The organism is Promicromonospora sp. MEB111, assembly GCF_030209445.1.
Classification (GTDB): Bacteria; Actinomycetota; Actinomycetes; order Actinomycetales; family Cellulomonadaceae; genus Promicromonospora.
Window position 1 is genome coordinate 1 of the sequence record NZ_JARVSD010000017.1, and the last position, 16,340, is coordinate 16,340.

Consider the following 16,340-nt stretch of genomic DNA (forward strand, 5'->3'; position numbering starts at 1 on the left):
CGGCCAGTCACGCTCTTCGCGCTCCCTGTCCGTCTCTCCCTGCCGGGCGAACAACGAGAACGTTACGTGAGCCCGCAGGGTCCGTCAAAGCCAGGGGGCGTGACAGCGGACACAGAGGCGCTGTTCACCGCGTGTTTTTCCAAGAAGCCATCAGGCACGCCCGCGCCGGAGCCATGTCGGACCGGCCCAGCAGCCCCCGTCCGCGGTTCGTTGGCCCGGCGTAGACCAAGAACTCCGCCCGTCGGCCATGTCTGCGTAATCTTTGGTTCAGATTTCGCCATCCGCCGTGCGGCAAGGCTCCACAGCGCCGTCAGGCCCGACGTCCACGCGGCAGGACGCTGCGGGGGCCGGGCCCCTAGGCCAGGCGGAGGCCGAGCAGCTCCTCGAGCTCCCCGTGGGTCACCCCGTACGTCTCGACCACGTGCGCGGCGCCGTCGCCCGGGAGCGCCGGCCCGACGTCGATCACCGCGATGTCGCTGTAGATCCTGGACACGCAGCCCACGCCCGTGAGCGGCAGAGTGCACTCCTCGACGAGCTTGGGCTGACCGTCCTTGGTCAGCAGGGTCATCATGACGACGCTCCGCCTGGCGCCCACCGCGAGGTCCATCGCCCCGCCCACCGCGGGCACCGCCCCCGGCCGGCCCGTGGACCAGTTCGCGAGGTCCCCCGACGTCGACACCTGGAACGCCCCCAGCACGCAGACGTCGATGTGGCCGCCGCGCATCATGGCGAACGAGTCGGCCTGGTGGAAGTACGAGGCGCCGGGGAGCTCGGTCACGGGGATCTTGCCCGCGTTGATGAGCTCGGGGTCCGCGGCGTCCGCCTCCGGCGACGGGCCCATCCCGAGCAGCCCGTTCTCCGTGTGCAGCGTGATGCCCGAGCCGGCAGGAAGGTGATCGGCCACGAGCGTCGGCAGGCCGATGCCCAGGTTCACGTAGGAACCCGGCGCGATGTCGGCGGCCACGCGGGCCGCCAGCTCGGCTCGCGACAGAGGAGAGCCGCTCCGCGGGCCCGGCGGGACCGTCTCGGCGCTCATGAGGCCGAGCCCTGCGCGCCGGCCGGCGCACCCGCGAGCGTCGTCACGCTGTCGATCGCCACGACGGCGTCGACGTAGATGCCGGGCGTCACCACCGCCTCCGGGTCGATCGACCCGGTCGGCACCACCTCCCGCACCTGCGCCACGGTCCGCCGGGCCGCCGTGGCCATGACGGGCCCGAAGTTCCGGGCCGTCCTGCGGTAGACGAGGTTCCCGACACCGTCGGCCCGGAAGGCCTTGACCAGCGCGACGTCGGCGGCGAGCGGCGCCTCGAAGACCATCGGGACGCCGTCGACCACGCGTGTCTCCTTGCCCTCCGCGAGGGGCGTGCCGAAGCCGGTGGGTGTGAAGAAGCCGCCCAGGCCGGCACCGGCCGCGCGGATCCGCTCGGCCAGGTTGCCCTGCGGCACCAGCTCCAGCTCGATCTCGCCCGCGCGGTACGCGGCGTCGAAGTGCCACGAGTCCACCTGTCGCGGGAACGAGCACACGATCTTGCGCACCCGACGCTCCAGGATCAGCCGGGCCAGCGCGTCCTCGCCGTTGCCCGCGTTGTTGGAGACGACGACGAGGCCGGCGGCGCCCTGCTCCAGGAGCGCCTCGATGAGCTCCACCGGCTGCCCCGCCGGTCCGAACCCACCGATCATCACGGTCGAGCCGTCGACGACGTCGCCCACCGCCTCCAGGGCGGTCCGTGCGACCTGGACGGTCATCCGGCGGCCCGCACGTTCTCCAGGACGACGGCCACACCCTGGCCGACGCCGATGCAGATCGCCGCCACGCCCCAGCGCTGGTGCTCCGCGAGCAGCCGGCGGGCGAGCGTGCCGAGGATCCGGGTGCCGGAGGCGCCGAGCGGGTGCCCGAGCGCCGTCGCACCGCCCCACGCGTTCACGATCGCCGGGTCGACGCCCCACGCGTCGACGCAGACGAGCGACTGCGCGGCGAACGCCTCGTTGAGCTCGACGGCGCCGACGTCGGCCCAGCCGATGCCGCTCTTCGCGAGCGCGCGCTCGGCGGCCGCCACGGGGGCGTAGCCGAAGTACTGCGGCTCGTTGGCGACCGCGGCGCGGCCCGCGATCCGGGCCAGCGGTTCGAGGCCGGTCAGGCCCGCCGCAGCCTCGGAGCCGATCAGGGCGGCGCTGGCGCCGTCAGTCAGCGGGGAGGCGTTGCCCGCCGTGATGGTGCCGCCGTCCGACCGGAAGGAGGGCTTGAGCGCGGCGAGCTTCTCCAGGGTGCCGTCCGGGCGGACGGGTTCGTCGCGGTGCAGGTCGGTCCCGGGCACCGCGGTGACCAGGTCGTCGTACCGGCCGGCCTCCCAGGCCTCGTGCGCCAGGCGGTGGCTGCGCAGGGCGAACTCGTCCTGCCGCTCCCGCGTGACGCCGTACTTCTCGCGCAGCCGCTCGGTCGCCTCGCCGAGGGAGACCGTCCAGTCCGGCTGCATCCGCGCGTTGACCAGGCGCCAGCCCAGCGTGGTGGACACCAGCTCGGCCCCGCCGGCCGGGTAGGCGCGCTCTGGCTTGGGCAGCACCCACGGCGCGCGGCTCATGGACTCGACCCCGCCGGCCACGACGACGTCGGCGTCGCCGGTCTCCACGGCGCGGGCCGCCTGGACGGCGGCGTCGAGCGACGAGCCGCACAGCCGGTTGACCGTCACCCCGGGTACCGACAGCGGCAGGCCCGCCAGCAGCACCGCCATCCGCGCCACGTCCCGGTTCTCCTCGCCGGCGCCGTTCGCGTTGCCGAGGATCACGTCGTCGATCCGGGCCGGGTCCAGCCCGGGTGCCCGGCGGGTCTGCTCGCCGACGACGAAGGCCGCCAGGTCGTCCGGCCGCACCCCCGCGAGCGCGCCGCCGTAGCGGCCGAAGGGTGTTCGCACGGCGTCGTAGACGAATGCCTGCCTCATCGATTCACACCTCTGCCTGTTCGCAGGGCGCACACAAGTTCCGTATGCGTACGCCCACCGTAACAGCCGGGCTCAGGCGCGGGTACGGGCCAGATCCGCCTCGATCTCGCCGGCCGCACGGAGCAGCGCCGGCAGGAACTCGGACACCAGCTCGTCGACCGCGCCACGGCGCACGGGGGCGGACACGTTCACCGCGCCCACCACGCGGCCGGCCCGATCCCGCAACGGGGCCGCCAGGGACCGCAGGCCCTCCTCCAGCTCCTGGTCGACGAGCGCCCAGCCCTGACCACGTACCCGGTCCAGCTCCGCGCGCAGCAGGTCCCGGTCGACGATCGTGTGCGGGGTGAGCGGCTCCAGGGCGACGGCGCCGAGAAAGTCGTCGCGGTCGCCGTGAGGCAGGTGGGCCAGGACCGCGCGCCCCATCGAGGTGGCGGACGCCGGGAACCGCGTGCCCACCTGGATCGCCGCCGACATGATCCGGCGCGTGGCGACCCGGGCCACGTAGACGATCTCCGCGCCGTCGAGCACCGCGACCGAGGACGACTCACCGACGTCCTCCGCGAGGCGCTCCAGGTGCGGCTGGGCCACCTCCGGCAGGGTCAGGCTCGACAGGTAGGCGTAGCCGAGCTCGAGCACCTGGGGGCGCAGGGCGAACACCCGCCCGTCGGTGACGACGTAGCCGAGCTCCACCAGGGTGTGCAGGAAGCGTCGCGCCGACGCGCGGCTGAGCGCAGCCTCGCGGGCCACCTCGCTCAGGGTCATGCGTGCTCGGGCCGGGCCGAACGCGCGGATCACGGCCAGCCCGCGCTCGAGGGACTGCACGAACTCGCCCGACCGGGTTCCGGCGTCCTGCGCGGTCTCGCTCATCTCGGGTTCCTCCATGCCGTCGGCGCGTCCGCTTCGCATCCTGGCCGAGCATCCGGTCGTCCGCACCAGGTCGCCCGCGTGCGTCCTGGGAGCCGCGCCTTTGGCAGCACGCCCGCCCGGGCCTCCCCTGGTCCGACGACGGAACGCACCGTTGAGCTCCGACGCCCGCGACCCTGGTCGTTCTCCGAACGGGTGTGCCGCAGGTGAACGTAGCGATCGGCCGGAGGTCGGGTCAATGGTTCGGTGGCCCTGGTCGCAACCGTGACCGGATCGCGACGTGGACAAGAAGAAGAGCCCCTCACCGGCTGGTGCCGGTGAGGGGCTCTGTCACTGTGCGCCCGAAGGGATTCGAACCCCCAACCTTCTGATCCGTAGTCAGATGCTCTATCCGTTGAGCTACGGGCGCTGGTCGTACTACGTGCTGCCTGCCTGCCGTTCACACGGCCGACCGACGAGAACATTACCGCCTGTTCGGCGCGGGCCCAAACTCAAATCCGCGCTTCCCGAGGAGAACTCCGTCACAGCCCTGAACCTGCGTGCCGAAGCCTCTCACAGAAAAGGCCCCGGGCGTCACGCGCGGCCGGGACCTTCCTGGCGGAGACGGAGGGATTTGAACCCTCGAACGGGTTGCCCCGTTACCACCTTAGCAGGGTGGCGCACTAGACCTGACTATGCGACGTCTCCTCGCGACAGCCTCTACCCAGGCAGGGCGATGCCGCGCGGCCCAGGCTACCTGCCGCATGGCGGCCTGAGCAAAGTGGGACGGTCGGCGGCCCGCCGGACCGTGCGACATCCGCGTGATCCTGCCGATTTTCCGTCCGGACCGAGGTGGTCCGGGACGCGCGCCGGACGCCCTCGCAGGGGCCTCGACGGCGTCCGGCAGCATATTTCATACAGCGTCAATAAGCGGTACATTCGCGCACATGGACTACGACGTCTTGGTGATCGGCTCGGGTTTCGGCGGCAGTGTGGCTGCCCTCCGCCTCACGGAGAAGGGCTACAGGGTCGGTGTGCTCGAGGCGGGCCGCCGGTTCGAGGACGACGAGTTCGCCAAGAACTCCTGGCACCTCAAGCAGTTCCTGTGGGCGCCCGCCCTGGGGTGCTACGGGATCCAGCGGGTGCGCCTGCTGCGCAACGTGCTGTGCCTGACGGGGGCCGGTGTGGGCGGCGGGTCTCTGGTGTACGCCAACACCCTCTACCGCCCGCTGGACCCGTTCTACGCCGACCCCGCCTGGTCCCACATCGCCGACTGGAAGTCCGAGCTCGCCCCGTACTACGACCAGGCGGAGCGCATGCTCGGCGTCGTCCAGTACCACGGCCGCTCCCCCGCGGACGACGTCGTCCGGGGCGTCGCGGACGACATGGGCGTGGGCGAGACGTTCCGGCCCACGCGGGTGGGCGTGTACTTCGGCCCGGGCGGCGCGGAGGCGCCGTCGCCGGGCTGCCGGGCCGCCGACCCGTTCTTCGGCGGGGCGGGGCCTGAGCGGACGGGCTGCATCGAGTGCGGCGAGTGCATGACGGGCTGCCGGCACGGCGCCAAGAACACCCTGGTCAAGAACTACCTCTACCTCGCGGAGCGCGCGGGCGCCGTGGTGCACCCGCTGACCACGGCCGACGTCGTCCGGCCGCGTCCTGACACGGAGGGTGGCGGCTACGAGATCCGTACCCACCGCACCGGCAAGAGGTGGGGCGGACGGCGGACCTTCACCGCCAGGCAGGTCGTGTTCGCCGCAGGCACCCTCGGCACGCAGCGCCTGCTGCACGCCATGAAGGACACCGGCACGCTGCCGTCGCTGTCGGACCGGCTCGGGCACCTCACCCGCACCAACTCCGAGGCCCTGCTGGGCGCGATGACGCACAAGGTCGGCTCGACGGACTACTCGCGTGGCCTCGCCATCACGTCGTCGTTCTACCCGAACGAGAGCACCCACATCGAGCCCGTGCGCTACGGCCACGGCTCCAACGTCATGGCGGCGCTGCAGCACATCCTGGTCGACGGCGGGCCGTACCGGTTCTTCCGCTGGTTCGGCGAGATGGGCAGGAACCTCAAGTGGCTGCCGGTGCTGATGGACTGGCGCCGCTGGTCCGAGCGGACGGTCATCGCCCTGGTCATGCAGGCCCACGACAACTCGCTGACCACGCTGACCCGGCGGTCGCCCTTCGGCCGGTACATGACCTCCCGGCAGGGCACCGGCGCGCCCAACCCGAGCTGGATCCCGGAGGGCCACGAGGCGGTGCGCCGCATGGCGGACAAGATGGGCGACGACGGCGTCGAGGGCATCGCGGGCGGCACGGTCGGCGACCCCTTCAACATCCCGCTGACCGCGCACATCCTCGGCGGCTGCGCCATCGGTTCCGATCCCGCGGACGGCGTCGTCGACCCGTACCTGCGGATGTTCGGCCACGCGGGCCTGCACGTCATGGACGGTTCCGCCGTGACCGCGAACCTCGGGGTGAACCCGTCGCTCACCATCACGGCGCAGGCCGAGCGGGCATGCGCGCTGTGGCCCAACGCCGGCGACCAGGACGGGCGGCCCGCCCTCGGGTCGGCCTACCGGCCGGTCGAGCCGGTGCGTCCCGTCGCCCCGGTGGTGCCCGAGGCAGCTCCCGCGGCGCTGCGCCTGCCCATCGTCGGGATCAGCTGACCTCGGACGGCAAAAGACGACGGCCGGGATCCCTGGATCCCGGCCGTCGTCCTGTGTGCTGCGGAGGGCGAGGGATTCGAACCCCCGGTGCGTTGCCGCACAACGGTTTTCAAGACCGTCACATTAGGCCGCTCTGTCAGCCCTCCTCGCGCCGTTCACCCCTGCGGGCAGGGCCGGCGCGGCCCCACAGTCTATCGTCCGGCAAGACAGCGACGGCGGGCCGCCCCCAGGGTGGCCCGCCGTCCGCGAGGTGCTGGAGAGCGACTCAGCCCTGCGCCTGCGCGCCGGAGCGGAGCTGGCGCATCGCGAGCTGGACCAGCGCGATCAGCGTCTGCTTGGTCGCCGCACGCGAACGTGCGTCCGTGTAGAGCATCGGCACGTGCGAGGGGATCTGCAGCGCCTCCCGCACGTCCTCGAGCCGGTGCTTGGCCACGCCGTCGAAGCAGTTCACGCCCACGACGAAGGGGATGTTGCGCGACTCGAAGTAGTCGATGGCCGGGAAGCACTGCTCCAGGCGGTCCGTGTCGACCAGGACGACGGCACCGATCGCACCGCGCACCAGGTCGTCCCACATGAAGAGGAAGCGGTCCTGGCCCGGGGTACCGAACAGGTACAGCCACAGGTTGCCCGGCAGCTCCACGCGGCCGAAGTCCATGGCCACCGTGGTGGTGGTCTTGCGGTCGGTCACGCCACCGGCGTCGTCCACGCCGACCGAGTGCTCCGTCATGGCAGCCTCGGTGTTCAGGGGCTCGACGTCGGAGATCGAGCCGATGAACGTGGTCTTGCCCACCGCGAAGCCACCGGCGACGACGATCTTGACGACGGTCGGCGCGGTGCGCTCGGCCGCGGGCTGCGCACCCGGAGCGGCCTGCGCGCCGGCGTTGGCCGCCGGCGCCTGCTGCATCACCGGCGGTGCGGGCTGAGCCTGCGCCGGACGGGACGCCTGCGCGGTGGGCGCCGAGGCGCCACCGCCGCCACCCAGCACGCTCTGGCGCGCGGGCGCGTTCGAGGAAGCGGTCGCAGTGCCGGCGTTACCCGACACCGGGGCCCAGTTGGGACCGCTGCGGGCCCCGCCGTCAGAGGGCGGAAATGCCATTAAGAACACTCTCCAAGACGCTCAGCGACAGGCCCGAGTTCGAGCTGCCGTGGCCTGTGTGGACGTTAACCGGTGTCGAGGTGTGCACGGTGACGTGCCCTTCCTCCTGCATGTCCGCCACAAGGATCCGGACGACACCCAGGGGCAGCCGCAGAAGGGCCGAGAGCTCGGCGATCGACACGTACGTGTGCGCGGCGTGCTGGAGGATCGCGCGCTTCTCGGGAGGCAGTCCGAAACTGCTGACTGCCCCGGGAAGAACCTCCACGAGGGCCTCGAGCGGCAGGTCGGACAGCTCCGACCGCACCCGGCCTCCGGTGACCGCATAGGGGCGCACGGTGGACGTCTCGCGGACGTCCCCCTGCCCCTGGGAACCGAAAGGTGCGTACGTCATGGTCGAGTCCTCATCCCACGCTGGCGGCTCTGGTCTGCCCATCGACCGGGAGGCTGCCGCGCATCTCCGAGATGAGCTGCGGCGTGAGGGTGGCCTCGGTGCGCGACACCAGGAGAGCCATCTCGTAGCCGATGAGGCCGATGTCGCACGTGGCCTCCGCGACGACGCCGAGCACGGACCCGTTCGAGACGTTCATCAGGAAGAGGAAGCCGTTGTCCATCTCGATGATCGCCTGACGGACGTTACCGCCGTTGAGCTGCCGAGAAGCTCCACGCGTGAGGCTTGACATACCGGAGACGATCGCCGCGAGCTGGTCGCCGCTGGTGCGGTCGAGCTGGTCGGACATCGCCATGAGCAGTCCGTCTGCCGACACGACGAGCGTGTGCCGACTGCCGGGAACGGTACGCACGAAGTTGTCGAGCAGCCAACCGAAATTGGTTGCTTCGGTGCTGAGGGTCACTCTGTTCCTCCTAGTCAGAATCCACAGACGCGCTTGTCACCGCGACTGCGGCGCTGAGTCAGGGACATGATTCACGGTCGAGGGTGCCCACGTCGAGTCCCCACCGCCGTTCTTGCCGTTCTCGTGCTCCGACTTGCCCTCGTCCACGGACTCCGACCGGCCACGTGCGGTGGCCGACTGGAACGCCGAGAGACGTGAGCGAAGCTGCTCGGGATCACGGTCGATGCGAGCCGAGAGCCGCTCGACAGCTGGGTCCGCACCGGTGCCGGAGGCACCGCGGGTACGGCGGGTCAGCCCACCGCTGGCAACCTCCGTGTTGACGGCTGCCGGACGGTACGAGTCGTTCTCTTTCACATCATCTTCCTGATAAGCCCCTCGACGGAGAAGGCTCGTCATCTCCTCGTAGAGCACTGCCGAGGCGGTCCATTCCGACCGTGCCTCCACCGAGTCACGCACGTACTCGGGGTCTAGTGGGTCCTTCCCGTCGCCGTCGGTCCCGGCGGCTCGCTTGGCGAGCGGGGCCGACGAACCGTACGACGGGTCGTACACGGCGCCCGTCGGGTACGGCTCGCTGAACTCGCGGGCGGGAGGCTCGAAGGCCTGCTGCTCGAAGGCCTGCTGCACGTCCGCCACGGGCACGGCCTGCGTGGCCGGTGCCGAGGCGAACGAGGTGGGCACCCGCTCGGGAGCCGGTGCGGCCGGGGCGGGAGCCGCCGGGGCCGGAGCCAGCGGTGCGGCGGCGGCGCGGGGCGCCGCGTCGACGAACGGGTTGGTGCCGGGAGCGAGGGCCGGGGCCTGCGCCTGTGCGGCGGGCAGGGGGACGGTGCCACCCGCGGGAGGGGCCGGCAGAGCCGGCAGCGCCGACGTCAGCGACTCCTGGACCGCCTTCTGGTAGCCCTCCTGGTAACCCCGCTGGTAGGTCGGGTCCGCGACGGGAGCCTCCGGGGCCTGAGCCGGGAAGGTCCCGGTCAGCGGAGCGGGGCTGCCCTGGGGCGGACCGCTCGGTGCCTGGAAGTTCTGCGCCGGGAGGTTCTGGGTCGGGAAGTTCTGCGTGGCGAAGCCCGACGTCTGGATGCCCTGCGTCGGGAAGCCCTGCGTCTCGACGTTCGGGGCGGGCACGACCGGGGCGCCGAAGGTCGGCGGACCGGCCACGGGGCTCGCGACGGTCTGGATCGGACGCGACGCCGGACGCTGCTCCTGGGGCTGGTAGGCCCGCAGCTCGCCGGTGGCGGGTTGCCCCGGGCGGCGGCCGAACAGGCCCCGCTTCTGGGCCGGCTTGCCACCCTGCTGGGCACCCGAGGCCGTCGAGCGACGGCTCGGGAGGTCCGCCATGAGCTCCTCGAACGCGGGCAGCGCCTCGAACGACGAGTCGGGACCCTCCGGGGCCTCGGCCCCGAAGCCCTGCGACTGCGGCTGGTCCTGGAACCCGCCGAACCGCTCCGGCTGTACACCGAAGCTCTGCGCCGGAGCAGGGGCGGCAGGGGGCCTGCCACCGCCCGCCGCCGGGAACCGCATCACGTCGGTGTCGGACATGCCGGGCAGTGCGGCCGGGTCCTGCGTGACCGGGTCGAGCTGCAGCGACTGCGTGCTGCCCTCGACGGGATCGATCGTGTTCAGCGAGCGGAAGCTCGAGAAGAGCGCGCTGCGCTGGTCCACGTCCACCGCGGCCGGCGTGGTGTCCTCGAAGACCGGGGCCACCGGCTCGACCGGCTGCGGTGCGCGCTGGCGGCTCGGGAGCGAGCTGCCCTCGGACACGTTCGACGGCGGGGCCCAGGCGTTGTCGTCGGCCTGGTACTCCTGCGGGAGCGACGGCGTCTGGATCTCCGGCAGCACGATCGAGCCGGTCGGCGTCGTCTCCGCCACCGGGAGGGCCGCCGTCGAGCTGCGACGCCGGGCCAGGCCGAGCGCCGTCGTGCCGTCGGTGAGAGCGTTGAGGTCCACCGGCTGCGCGACCGGGGCCGGCTGGGCCGCGAACGCGGCCGCGGCGATCTGCGACGTGCCGGTCGGGACCGGCATGCCGCCCTGCTGCGGCACGGACGTGGTGGCCGGGGACGCCGCCGTCACGGCCGGCGAGCCGAAGCCGCTGGTGGGTGCACCCGCGCTCCGCATCGCGCCGGTGCCCGGACCGGTGGCCACGCCGCCGTTGAACTGCGAGGCGGCCGCCTGCGTGTTGGCCTCCAGCGGGTCGGTCGGCATCGGCAGCGGCATCGCGTTGTCCGGCATGAACAGCACCGCCGGGAAGCGGACCGTCACCTCGGTACCGGTACCGCCCTCGCCCGGACCGAACGCCACCTGGGCGCCGAGACGGTCCGAGAGGCGGCCGACCACGTAGAGGCCGAGGCGCTGGGCGCCGACGGCGTCCGACGCGGCGTGGCTGGCGACCTTGCGGTTCGCCTCCGCGACCTCCTCGGGGTTCATGCCGAGGCCGTGGTCGCGGACCACGACGGTGACGAACTGCTCGTCGCGGGCCGTGGTGACCTCGACCGGCGTGTGCGGCTCGGAGAACATCGTCGCGTTCTCCAGGAGCTCGGCCAGCAGGTGCGCCGCGTTGAGCGCGTTGTGGCCCAGCATCATCGGGTCGACGACGAGGTTCAGGCGGACCCGGTCGTACAGCTCGATCTCGGACGACGCGGTACGGATGACGTCGGAGACCGGCATCGGCTGGCGCACGCGACGACCGGAGTCGATCCCCGCGAGGACCAGCAGGGACTCCGCGTTGCGTCGCATACGGGTCGCGAGGTGGTCGAGGCGGAACAGGTTCGACAGCGTCGAGGGGTCCTCCTCGGACCGCTCGAGGTCGTCGAGGAACGCGAGCTGCCGGTTGAGAAGCACCTGGTCACGGCGGGCCACGTTGACGAACATCTCGGCGATCGACCCACGCAGGGCCGCCTGTTCGCGGGCGACGTCGATGGTCGTCCTGTTGACGTCGTTGAACGCCGCGGCGAGCTGGCCGATCTCGTCCGAGGACTCGACGGTGATCGGGTCGAGGTCGATGCTCGGCCCCTGGCCCGGCACCGACACCTGCTCCACCAGGGTGGGGAGGCGGTCACGGACCACACCGGCCGCCTGGGTGAGGCGGCGCAGCGGGGAGACCAGGCGGCGGGCGATGACGAGGGCCATGATGACCGAGAAGCCGAGGGCCGCGATGGCGACGCCACCGGTGAGGTAAGCGCGGTTCGCGGCGACGTCGGCGCGCTCCTGGGCGAAGCCCGCGGTGTCCTCGCGGACGGCGTCACGGACGATGCGGCTCTCCTCGACCCACTTCGCGGACTCGCCCTGGAACGCCTCGGCCTGGGCCGGCTGGATGGACGTGAGGTCACCGCGTGCGACGTAGCCGCGCACCGTGCCGTAGACGCCGTCCATGCCCGGCACCTGGTACTCGCCGGGGATGCGGTCGAAGAGGTCCTGCGTGCTGTCCCACTCGCGGTCACCCAGGTTCACCAGGTCGGCGGCCCGGAGCGCGAGGGACCTGGCGGCGAGCTCGTGCTGCGGGTGGTTCGCCACGACGCCGAGCGTCAGGCCGACGATCGGGCGCTCGTAGGTGTTCGTCAGCATGAGCTGGTCGATCGAGTAGTACGCCTCGAGGCGGGTACCCAGGTCGCGGTCCTCGGAGGTGTCCGCGATGGCGTCCATCACCTCGAGGGCGCCGTCGATGTACGTCCCGTAGGCGTCGGTCGCGACCTGCTCGGTGAGCCGGCCCTCGGCGACCTTCTTCTGCACGTCCGTGATGGCCGCGCGGTCCTCGATGGTCTGCGTGACGGCGTCCTTGACGCGCTGGTCCAGCATCGAGATGTCGATGTCCAGCAGCTCGTCGTCACGGGCGTCGAGGGCCGTGATCGTCTGCGCCTGGGCGGCAGGGGCGGTCCACTTCGGGTTGCCGTCCTTGTCCATGACCTGCTTGCCGTCTTCCCCGATCTCCGGGGTTCCCCGCAGCAGGGCGACGCGGGCCTGGTCACCCGTCGCGCTGCTGTCGATCATCGCGACGATGTTGTACGCCCGCTCCTGCGCGAACGCCGTGCCTGCCTGGTCCTGGTACTCGAGCGCTGCGACGAGATCAGCGGTCTGCTGCGCGCGCATCGCGTCGGCCACAGAGAGGCCGATGATGTACGCCGCAGCGATGACCAGGACGACGGCAGGCGTGACCAGTGTCGCAAGAACTTTCCCGCGCACTCCCAACCTGCGGAACATGCGTACCTCTCTCCATCACTGATCCGGAAGGGGTGGCGTGCGTGGTGCCCGCCGAACACCCCTCGGTGCTGCGTACAAGTTACCGGCACCCTGTTTCCGCTGGCGACCTTCGTGAGGCCACACGGAAGTAGGCTTCATCGATGTGCGAGCCGTCACGATATCCGGACCGGGGCCATCAGGGAAACTCTCCATTTCATCCCTGAATCACCCGAATGCTGGCCAAAGCGACGTGGTGATCACCGTCGCCGCCGCCGGAGTGAACCGTGCTGACCTGCTACAACGGGCCGGATACTACCCCCCTCCGGCGAATGCCCCGGACTGGCCAGGTCTTGAGATATCAGGAACTGTGAAGCGTGTCGGACTCGGCGTGTCGCGCTGGCGCGCCGGGGACCGGGTCGTCGCGCTCCTGGAGGGCGGCGGTTACGCGGAGGAGGTCGCGGTCCGGGAGACCCAGGTGCTCCCGGTGCCGGACGGCATGGACCTGGTCGACGCCGCCGCCCTCCCCGAGGCCGCGTGCACGGTCTGGAACAACCTCGTCGACGTCGGCGGGCTGCGCGCCGGCGAGTGGGTGCTGGTCCACGGCGGGTCCGGCGGCATCGGCAGCATCGCGATCCAGGTCGCCAAGGCGCTCGGCGCGCACGTCGCCACGACGGCAGGCGGCCCGGAGCGCGCCGCGCGGTGCGCCGAGCTCGGTGCGGACGTCGTCGTCGACCACCGGCGGGAGGACTTCGTCGAGGCGGTCCGTGCCGCCACGGACGGCCGCGGGGCCGACGTGGTGCTCGACCTGCTCGGCGGGGGCGCCCTGGGCGACAACGTCCGCGTCCTGGCCCGCGGCGGCCGCCTGGTGGTCATCGGGATGCAGCAGGGGCGCCGCGGCGAGCTCGACCTCAGCGCGCTCCTGGCCCGGCGCGGCACCATCGCCGGGACGCTGCTCCGGTCCCGGCCGCCGGAGGAGAAGGCGCGCATCGTCGCCGATACCGAACAACACCTCTGGCCACTGTTCGCCGCGGGCACTGTTCGGCCGGTCATTCACGCTCGCATACCGTTCGCGGAAGCGCAGTCGGCGCACGATCTGCTGGAGTCGGGAGAGGCCTTCGGCAAAGTGCTCCTGGTCCCCTGATCAACGCGTGCCTATATATAGGCATGGCCGACAATTTCGTTCCCCACCCGGTAATGCAATGCAGGCGACCGCCGATTCGGGCAAGACTGGACCCATGAACGACGACCGATCCACCCCCCAGTCCGCCGAGCGGCCCGACGAGCGCCGTGACCAGACGCATGCCGTGCACCCCCAGGTGGTCACGCCCGACGGCGCGGCCGTGCCGCCGGAGCGCGAGCCCGAGAGCGCCGGCGACGAGCGCGAGGTCGACGAGGCCGAGGCCGTCGTGGGCCAGGTCGAGGAGCCGGCCAAGGTCATGCGCATCGGCGGCATGATCAAGCGGCTGCTCGACGAGGTGCGGGACGCCCCGCTCGACGAGGCCGCCCGGACCCGCCTGGCCGAGATCCACGAGCGCTCGATCCACGAGCTCGAGGACGGGCTCTCCCCCGACCTGGTCGACGAGCTCCACCGCATCACGCTGCCGTTCTCGGACGACTCCGCACCGTCCGACGCCGAGCTGCGCGTGGCGCAGGCGCAGCTCGTGGGCTGGCTCGAGGGCCTGTTCCACGGCATCCAGACGGCGCTCGTCGCGCAGCAGATGGCGGCGCAGGCGCAGCTGTCGCAGATGCGGCGCGCCCTGCCGCCCGGTACCGGCGCCTTCGGTCAGACCGGCCCCGGCGGGCCCACCCTGCCCGGCGCCGCGGACGACGAGTCGGGCGAGCGCCGCACCCCTGGCCAGTACCTCTGACCTCGTCGCTGCCTCCGGGGTGCGACCTCCGGAGGCAGCGCGGCGGGTAAAGGCCCGGGCGCCTACAGGTCGACCGGGTCCACGAGGAAACCGTCCTCGTCGGCGATCTCGCCGCCGGCGGCACCGTGGATCGCGCTCGCGAGCCGGGCCACCAGCTCCGCGGCGCGCTTGCGTGCGATCCGCAGCTCCATGTTGGGGAACTCCCGCTGCGACTCCACGAGGTCCTGCGGCTCCCAGTGCACCCAGTAGCAGACCGCCCCCTGCTCGGCCCACGGCAGGCCGCGCAGCAGGCGCGGCAGCTTCTCCTCGCCGCTGATCTCGACCGAGACGATGCCGTCGACGCCGAGCTCCACCACCAGGCCGTACCCGTCCAGCACACGCGGCCCGGTGAGCGCCTTGATGTCGTACTCGTCGGCGGCCGCGTGCAGCTTCTTGCGCAGCTCGGGGTCCATGGTCTCGCCGCGGTAGAGCGGCTTGTCCGCGATGCCGTCCGGCGGCCCGCCCCACTCCTTGCCGTCCATGTGCAGCCGGGCGCGGGGGTGCACCTTCTGCAGGATGGTGTGCGCGGCCTGGGGGTCGAGCCAGACGTCGGAGTAGACGGTCATGTCGATCGCGGCCCCGGCGTCGGGAGTCAGCACGACGCCGGCGCCCGGACGCGTCGTCGGGCCGTCCGGGGCGGTGTCCCACAGACCGCCCACGTCCAGGCGGAGGGAGCCGCCCAGGCGCCGCGCGACGGCGACGAGCCACTCGACCAGACGGCGTTCCTCGCGCTCGGGCATGCCGGCGGCGAACGCCCGCCCGACGCCGTCGCGGTCACCCGCAGGGAACGGCGGCTCGCCGCGCTCCCGGTGGCAGACGATGTCGAAGGCCATCTCGGCGCCCGGCGGCACGCCGAGGTCGAAGCCGTCGCCCACGGGCTGGTAGGGCCCGTTGATCACCGCGTGCCGCGAGACCCGCAGCACGCCCGGCTCCCGGCCCTGCGCGCGGCGGCCCTGCGGGGCGCCGGCCACGTTGCCCGGGAGGATCCCGGCCGGGACCACGTCCCAGCGGGTGGCGGAGAACCGGGAGAGCGCGAGGACCTCGATCTCGTCCAGCTCCACGTCACCGGGCACGGTCAGCACGTGCCGGGCCTGGTGCGCCTGCGCAACCGTGCGCGGCAGGAGAGGAAGCTGGGGAGCGGCCATCGGGGTCCCTTCTCGGTCCGGGTGCCCGGTCCGCGCCGGGCACCCGGAGCCTACCTCCCGGCGAACGCCCGTCGGGGCGCCGGGACCGCCCGTGGGCGAGCCCCGCTCACACCGTCGTGCGGTGGAAGTTCTTCGAGGAGCGGGACGCCGTCGGGCCGCGCTGACCCTGGTAGCGGGACCCGTACAGGTCCGAGCCGTACGGGTGCTCCGACGCCGACGAGAGCCGGAAGAAGCAGAGCTGGCCGATCTTCATGCCCGGCCACAGCTTGATCGGCAGCGTCGCGACGTTGCTCAGCTCCAGCGTCACGTGCCCGCTGAAGCCCGGGTCGATGAAGCCGGCCGTCGAGTGCGTCAGCAGGCCGAGGCGGCCGAGGGAGGACTTGCCCTCGAGGCGGGCCGCGACGTCGTCGGGCAGCGTGACCGCCTCGAAGGTGCTCCCGAGCACGAACTCCCCCGGGTGCAGCACGAACGCCTCACCGTTCTCGGCCTCCACGAGGCGGGTCAGCTCCGGCTGGTCCGTCGCGGGGTCGATGAAGGGGTACTTGTGGTTGTCGAACAGCCGGAAGAACTTGTCGAGGCGCACGTCGATGCTCGACGGCTGCAGCATCGACGCGTCGTACGGGTCGAGGACGACGCGGTCGGCATCGAGCTCGGCACGGATATCGCGGTCGGAGAGGAGCACCCGGATACGGTACTGGCCACCGCGGGCCGGCGCCGCCCCGTCCG

General features: G+C 72.0%; 13 protein-coding genes and 3 tRNA genes. 3 read left to right on the forward strand and 13 right to left on the reverse strand.

Annotation, left to right across the window (positions count from 1 at the left end; genetic code table 11):
- Positions 1-355 precede the first annotated feature (355 nt).
- From QRN56_RS20960 to QRN56_RS20985, 6 genes are all read right to left on the reverse strand, one after another.
- A complete protein-coding gene (locus QRN56_RS20960; protein ID WP_285106497.1) occupies positions 356-1,036 on the reverse strand; it encodes a 3-oxoacid CoA-transferase subunit B in 681 nt (226 codons plus the stop codon).
- Positions 1,033-1,746, reverse strand: coding sequence for a 3-oxoacid CoA-transferase subunit A (locus QRN56_RS20965; protein WP_285106499.1), 714 nt, complete (start codon positions 1,744-1,746; stop codon positions 1,033-1,035). Before QRN56_RS20965 ends, QRN56_RS20960 begins: the two co-directional genes overlap by 4 nt.
- On the reverse strand, positions 1,743-2,936 hold the full coding sequence (locus QRN56_RS20970) for a thiolase family protein (RefSeq protein ID WP_285106501.1): 1,194 nt from the start codon (positions 2,934-2,936) through the stop codon (positions 1,743-1,745). The genes QRN56_RS20965 and QRN56_RS20970 overlap by 4 nt, the downstream gene beginning before the upstream one ends.
- A 72-nt stretch (positions 2,937-3,008) precedes the next feature.
- Entirely contained in the window at positions 3,009-3,803 is a 795-nt protein-coding gene (locus tag QRN56_RS20975; RefSeq protein ID WP_285106503.1) for an IclR family transcriptional regulator domain-containing protein, read from the reverse strand.
- A 333-nt stretch (positions 3,804-4,136) separates the two neighbouring features.
- Positions 4,137-4,209, reverse strand: a tRNA-Arg gene (locus tag QRN56_RS20980).
- 186 nt (positions 4,210-4,395) lie between these two features.
- Positions 4,396-4,487, reverse strand: a tRNA-Ser gene (locus tag QRN56_RS20985).
- Between the two features lie 239 nt (positions 4,488-4,726).
- On the opposite strand from QRN56_RS20985, the gene QRN56_RS20990 reads away from it, so the two are divergent.
- Positions 4,727-6,448, forward strand: coding sequence for a GMC oxidoreductase (locus QRN56_RS20990; RefSeq protein WP_285106505.1), 1,722 nt, complete (start codon positions 4,727-4,729; stop codon positions 6,446-6,448).
- 61 nt (positions 6,449-6,509) lie between these two features.
- On the opposite strand, the gene QRN56_RS20995 is transcribed toward QRN56_RS20990, so the two are convergent.
- From QRN56_RS20995 to QRN56_RS21015, 5 genes are all read right to left on the reverse strand, one after another.
- Positions 6,510-6,594 (reverse strand) — tRNA-Ser (locus QRN56_RS20995).
- A 119-nt stretch (positions 6,595-6,713) separates the two neighbouring features.
- Entirely contained in the window at positions 6,714-7,433 is a 720-nt protein-coding gene (locus tag QRN56_RS21000) for a GTP-binding protein (protein ID WP_285106592.1), read from the reverse strand.
- A 91-nt stretch (positions 7,434-7,524) separates the two neighbouring features.
- Positions 7,525-7,935, reverse strand: coding sequence for a DUF742 domain-containing protein (locus tag QRN56_RS21005; protein ID WP_020017526.1), 411 nt, complete (start codon positions 7,933-7,935; stop codon positions 7,525-7,527).
- A 10-nt stretch (positions 7,936-7,945) separates the two neighbouring features.
- Complete coding sequence (locus QRN56_RS21010; protein WP_020017525.1) at positions 7,946-8,395, reverse strand: roadblock/LC7 domain-containing protein; 450 nt, start codon at positions 8,393-8,395, stop codon at positions 7,946-7,948.
- Positions 8,396-8,431: 36 nt separating this feature from the next.
- Positions 8,432-12,583, reverse strand: a complete 4,152-nt coding sequence (locus QRN56_RS21015; protein ID WP_285106507.1) for a HAMP domain-containing sensor histidine kinase — start codon at positions 12,581-12,583, stop codon at positions 8,432-8,434.
- Positions 12,584-12,725: 142 nt separating this feature from the next.
- Between QRN56_RS21015 and QRN56_RS21020 the strand changes: the two genes are divergently transcribed.
- Complete coding sequence (locus QRN56_RS21020; protein ID WP_285106510.1) at positions 12,726-13,703, forward strand: NAD(P)H-quinone oxidoreductase; 978 nt, start codon at positions 12,726-12,728, stop codon at positions 13,701-13,703.
- Positions 13,704-13,797: 94 nt separating this feature from the next.
- The gene (locus tag QRN56_RS21025; RefSeq protein WP_285106512.1) at positions 13,798-14,430 is read left to right on the forward strand and encodes a bacterial proteasome activator family protein; all 633 of its coding nucleotides are present in this window, start codon (positions 13,798-13,800) and stop codon (positions 14,428-14,430) included.
- Positions 14,431-14,492: 62 nt separating this feature from the next.
- Here the strand turns inward: QRN56_RS21025 and QRN56_RS21030 are convergent, their stop codons facing one another.
- Positions 14,493-15,614 carry a hypothetical protein gene (locus QRN56_RS21030; protein ID WP_285106514.1) on the reverse strand — a complete coding sequence of 374 codons (1,122 nt, stop codon included), beginning with the start codon at positions 15,612-15,614 and terminating at the stop codon, positions 14,493-14,495.
- A 106-nt stretch (positions 15,615-15,720) separates the two neighbouring features.
- Positions 15,721-16,296 carry a dCTP deaminase gene (gene dcd / locus QRN56_RS21035; protein ID WP_285106516.1) on the reverse strand — a complete coding sequence of 192 codons (576 nt, stop codon included), beginning with the start codon at positions 16,294-16,296 and terminating at the stop codon, positions 15,721-15,723.
- Positions 16,297-16,340 lie beyond the last annotated feature (44 nt).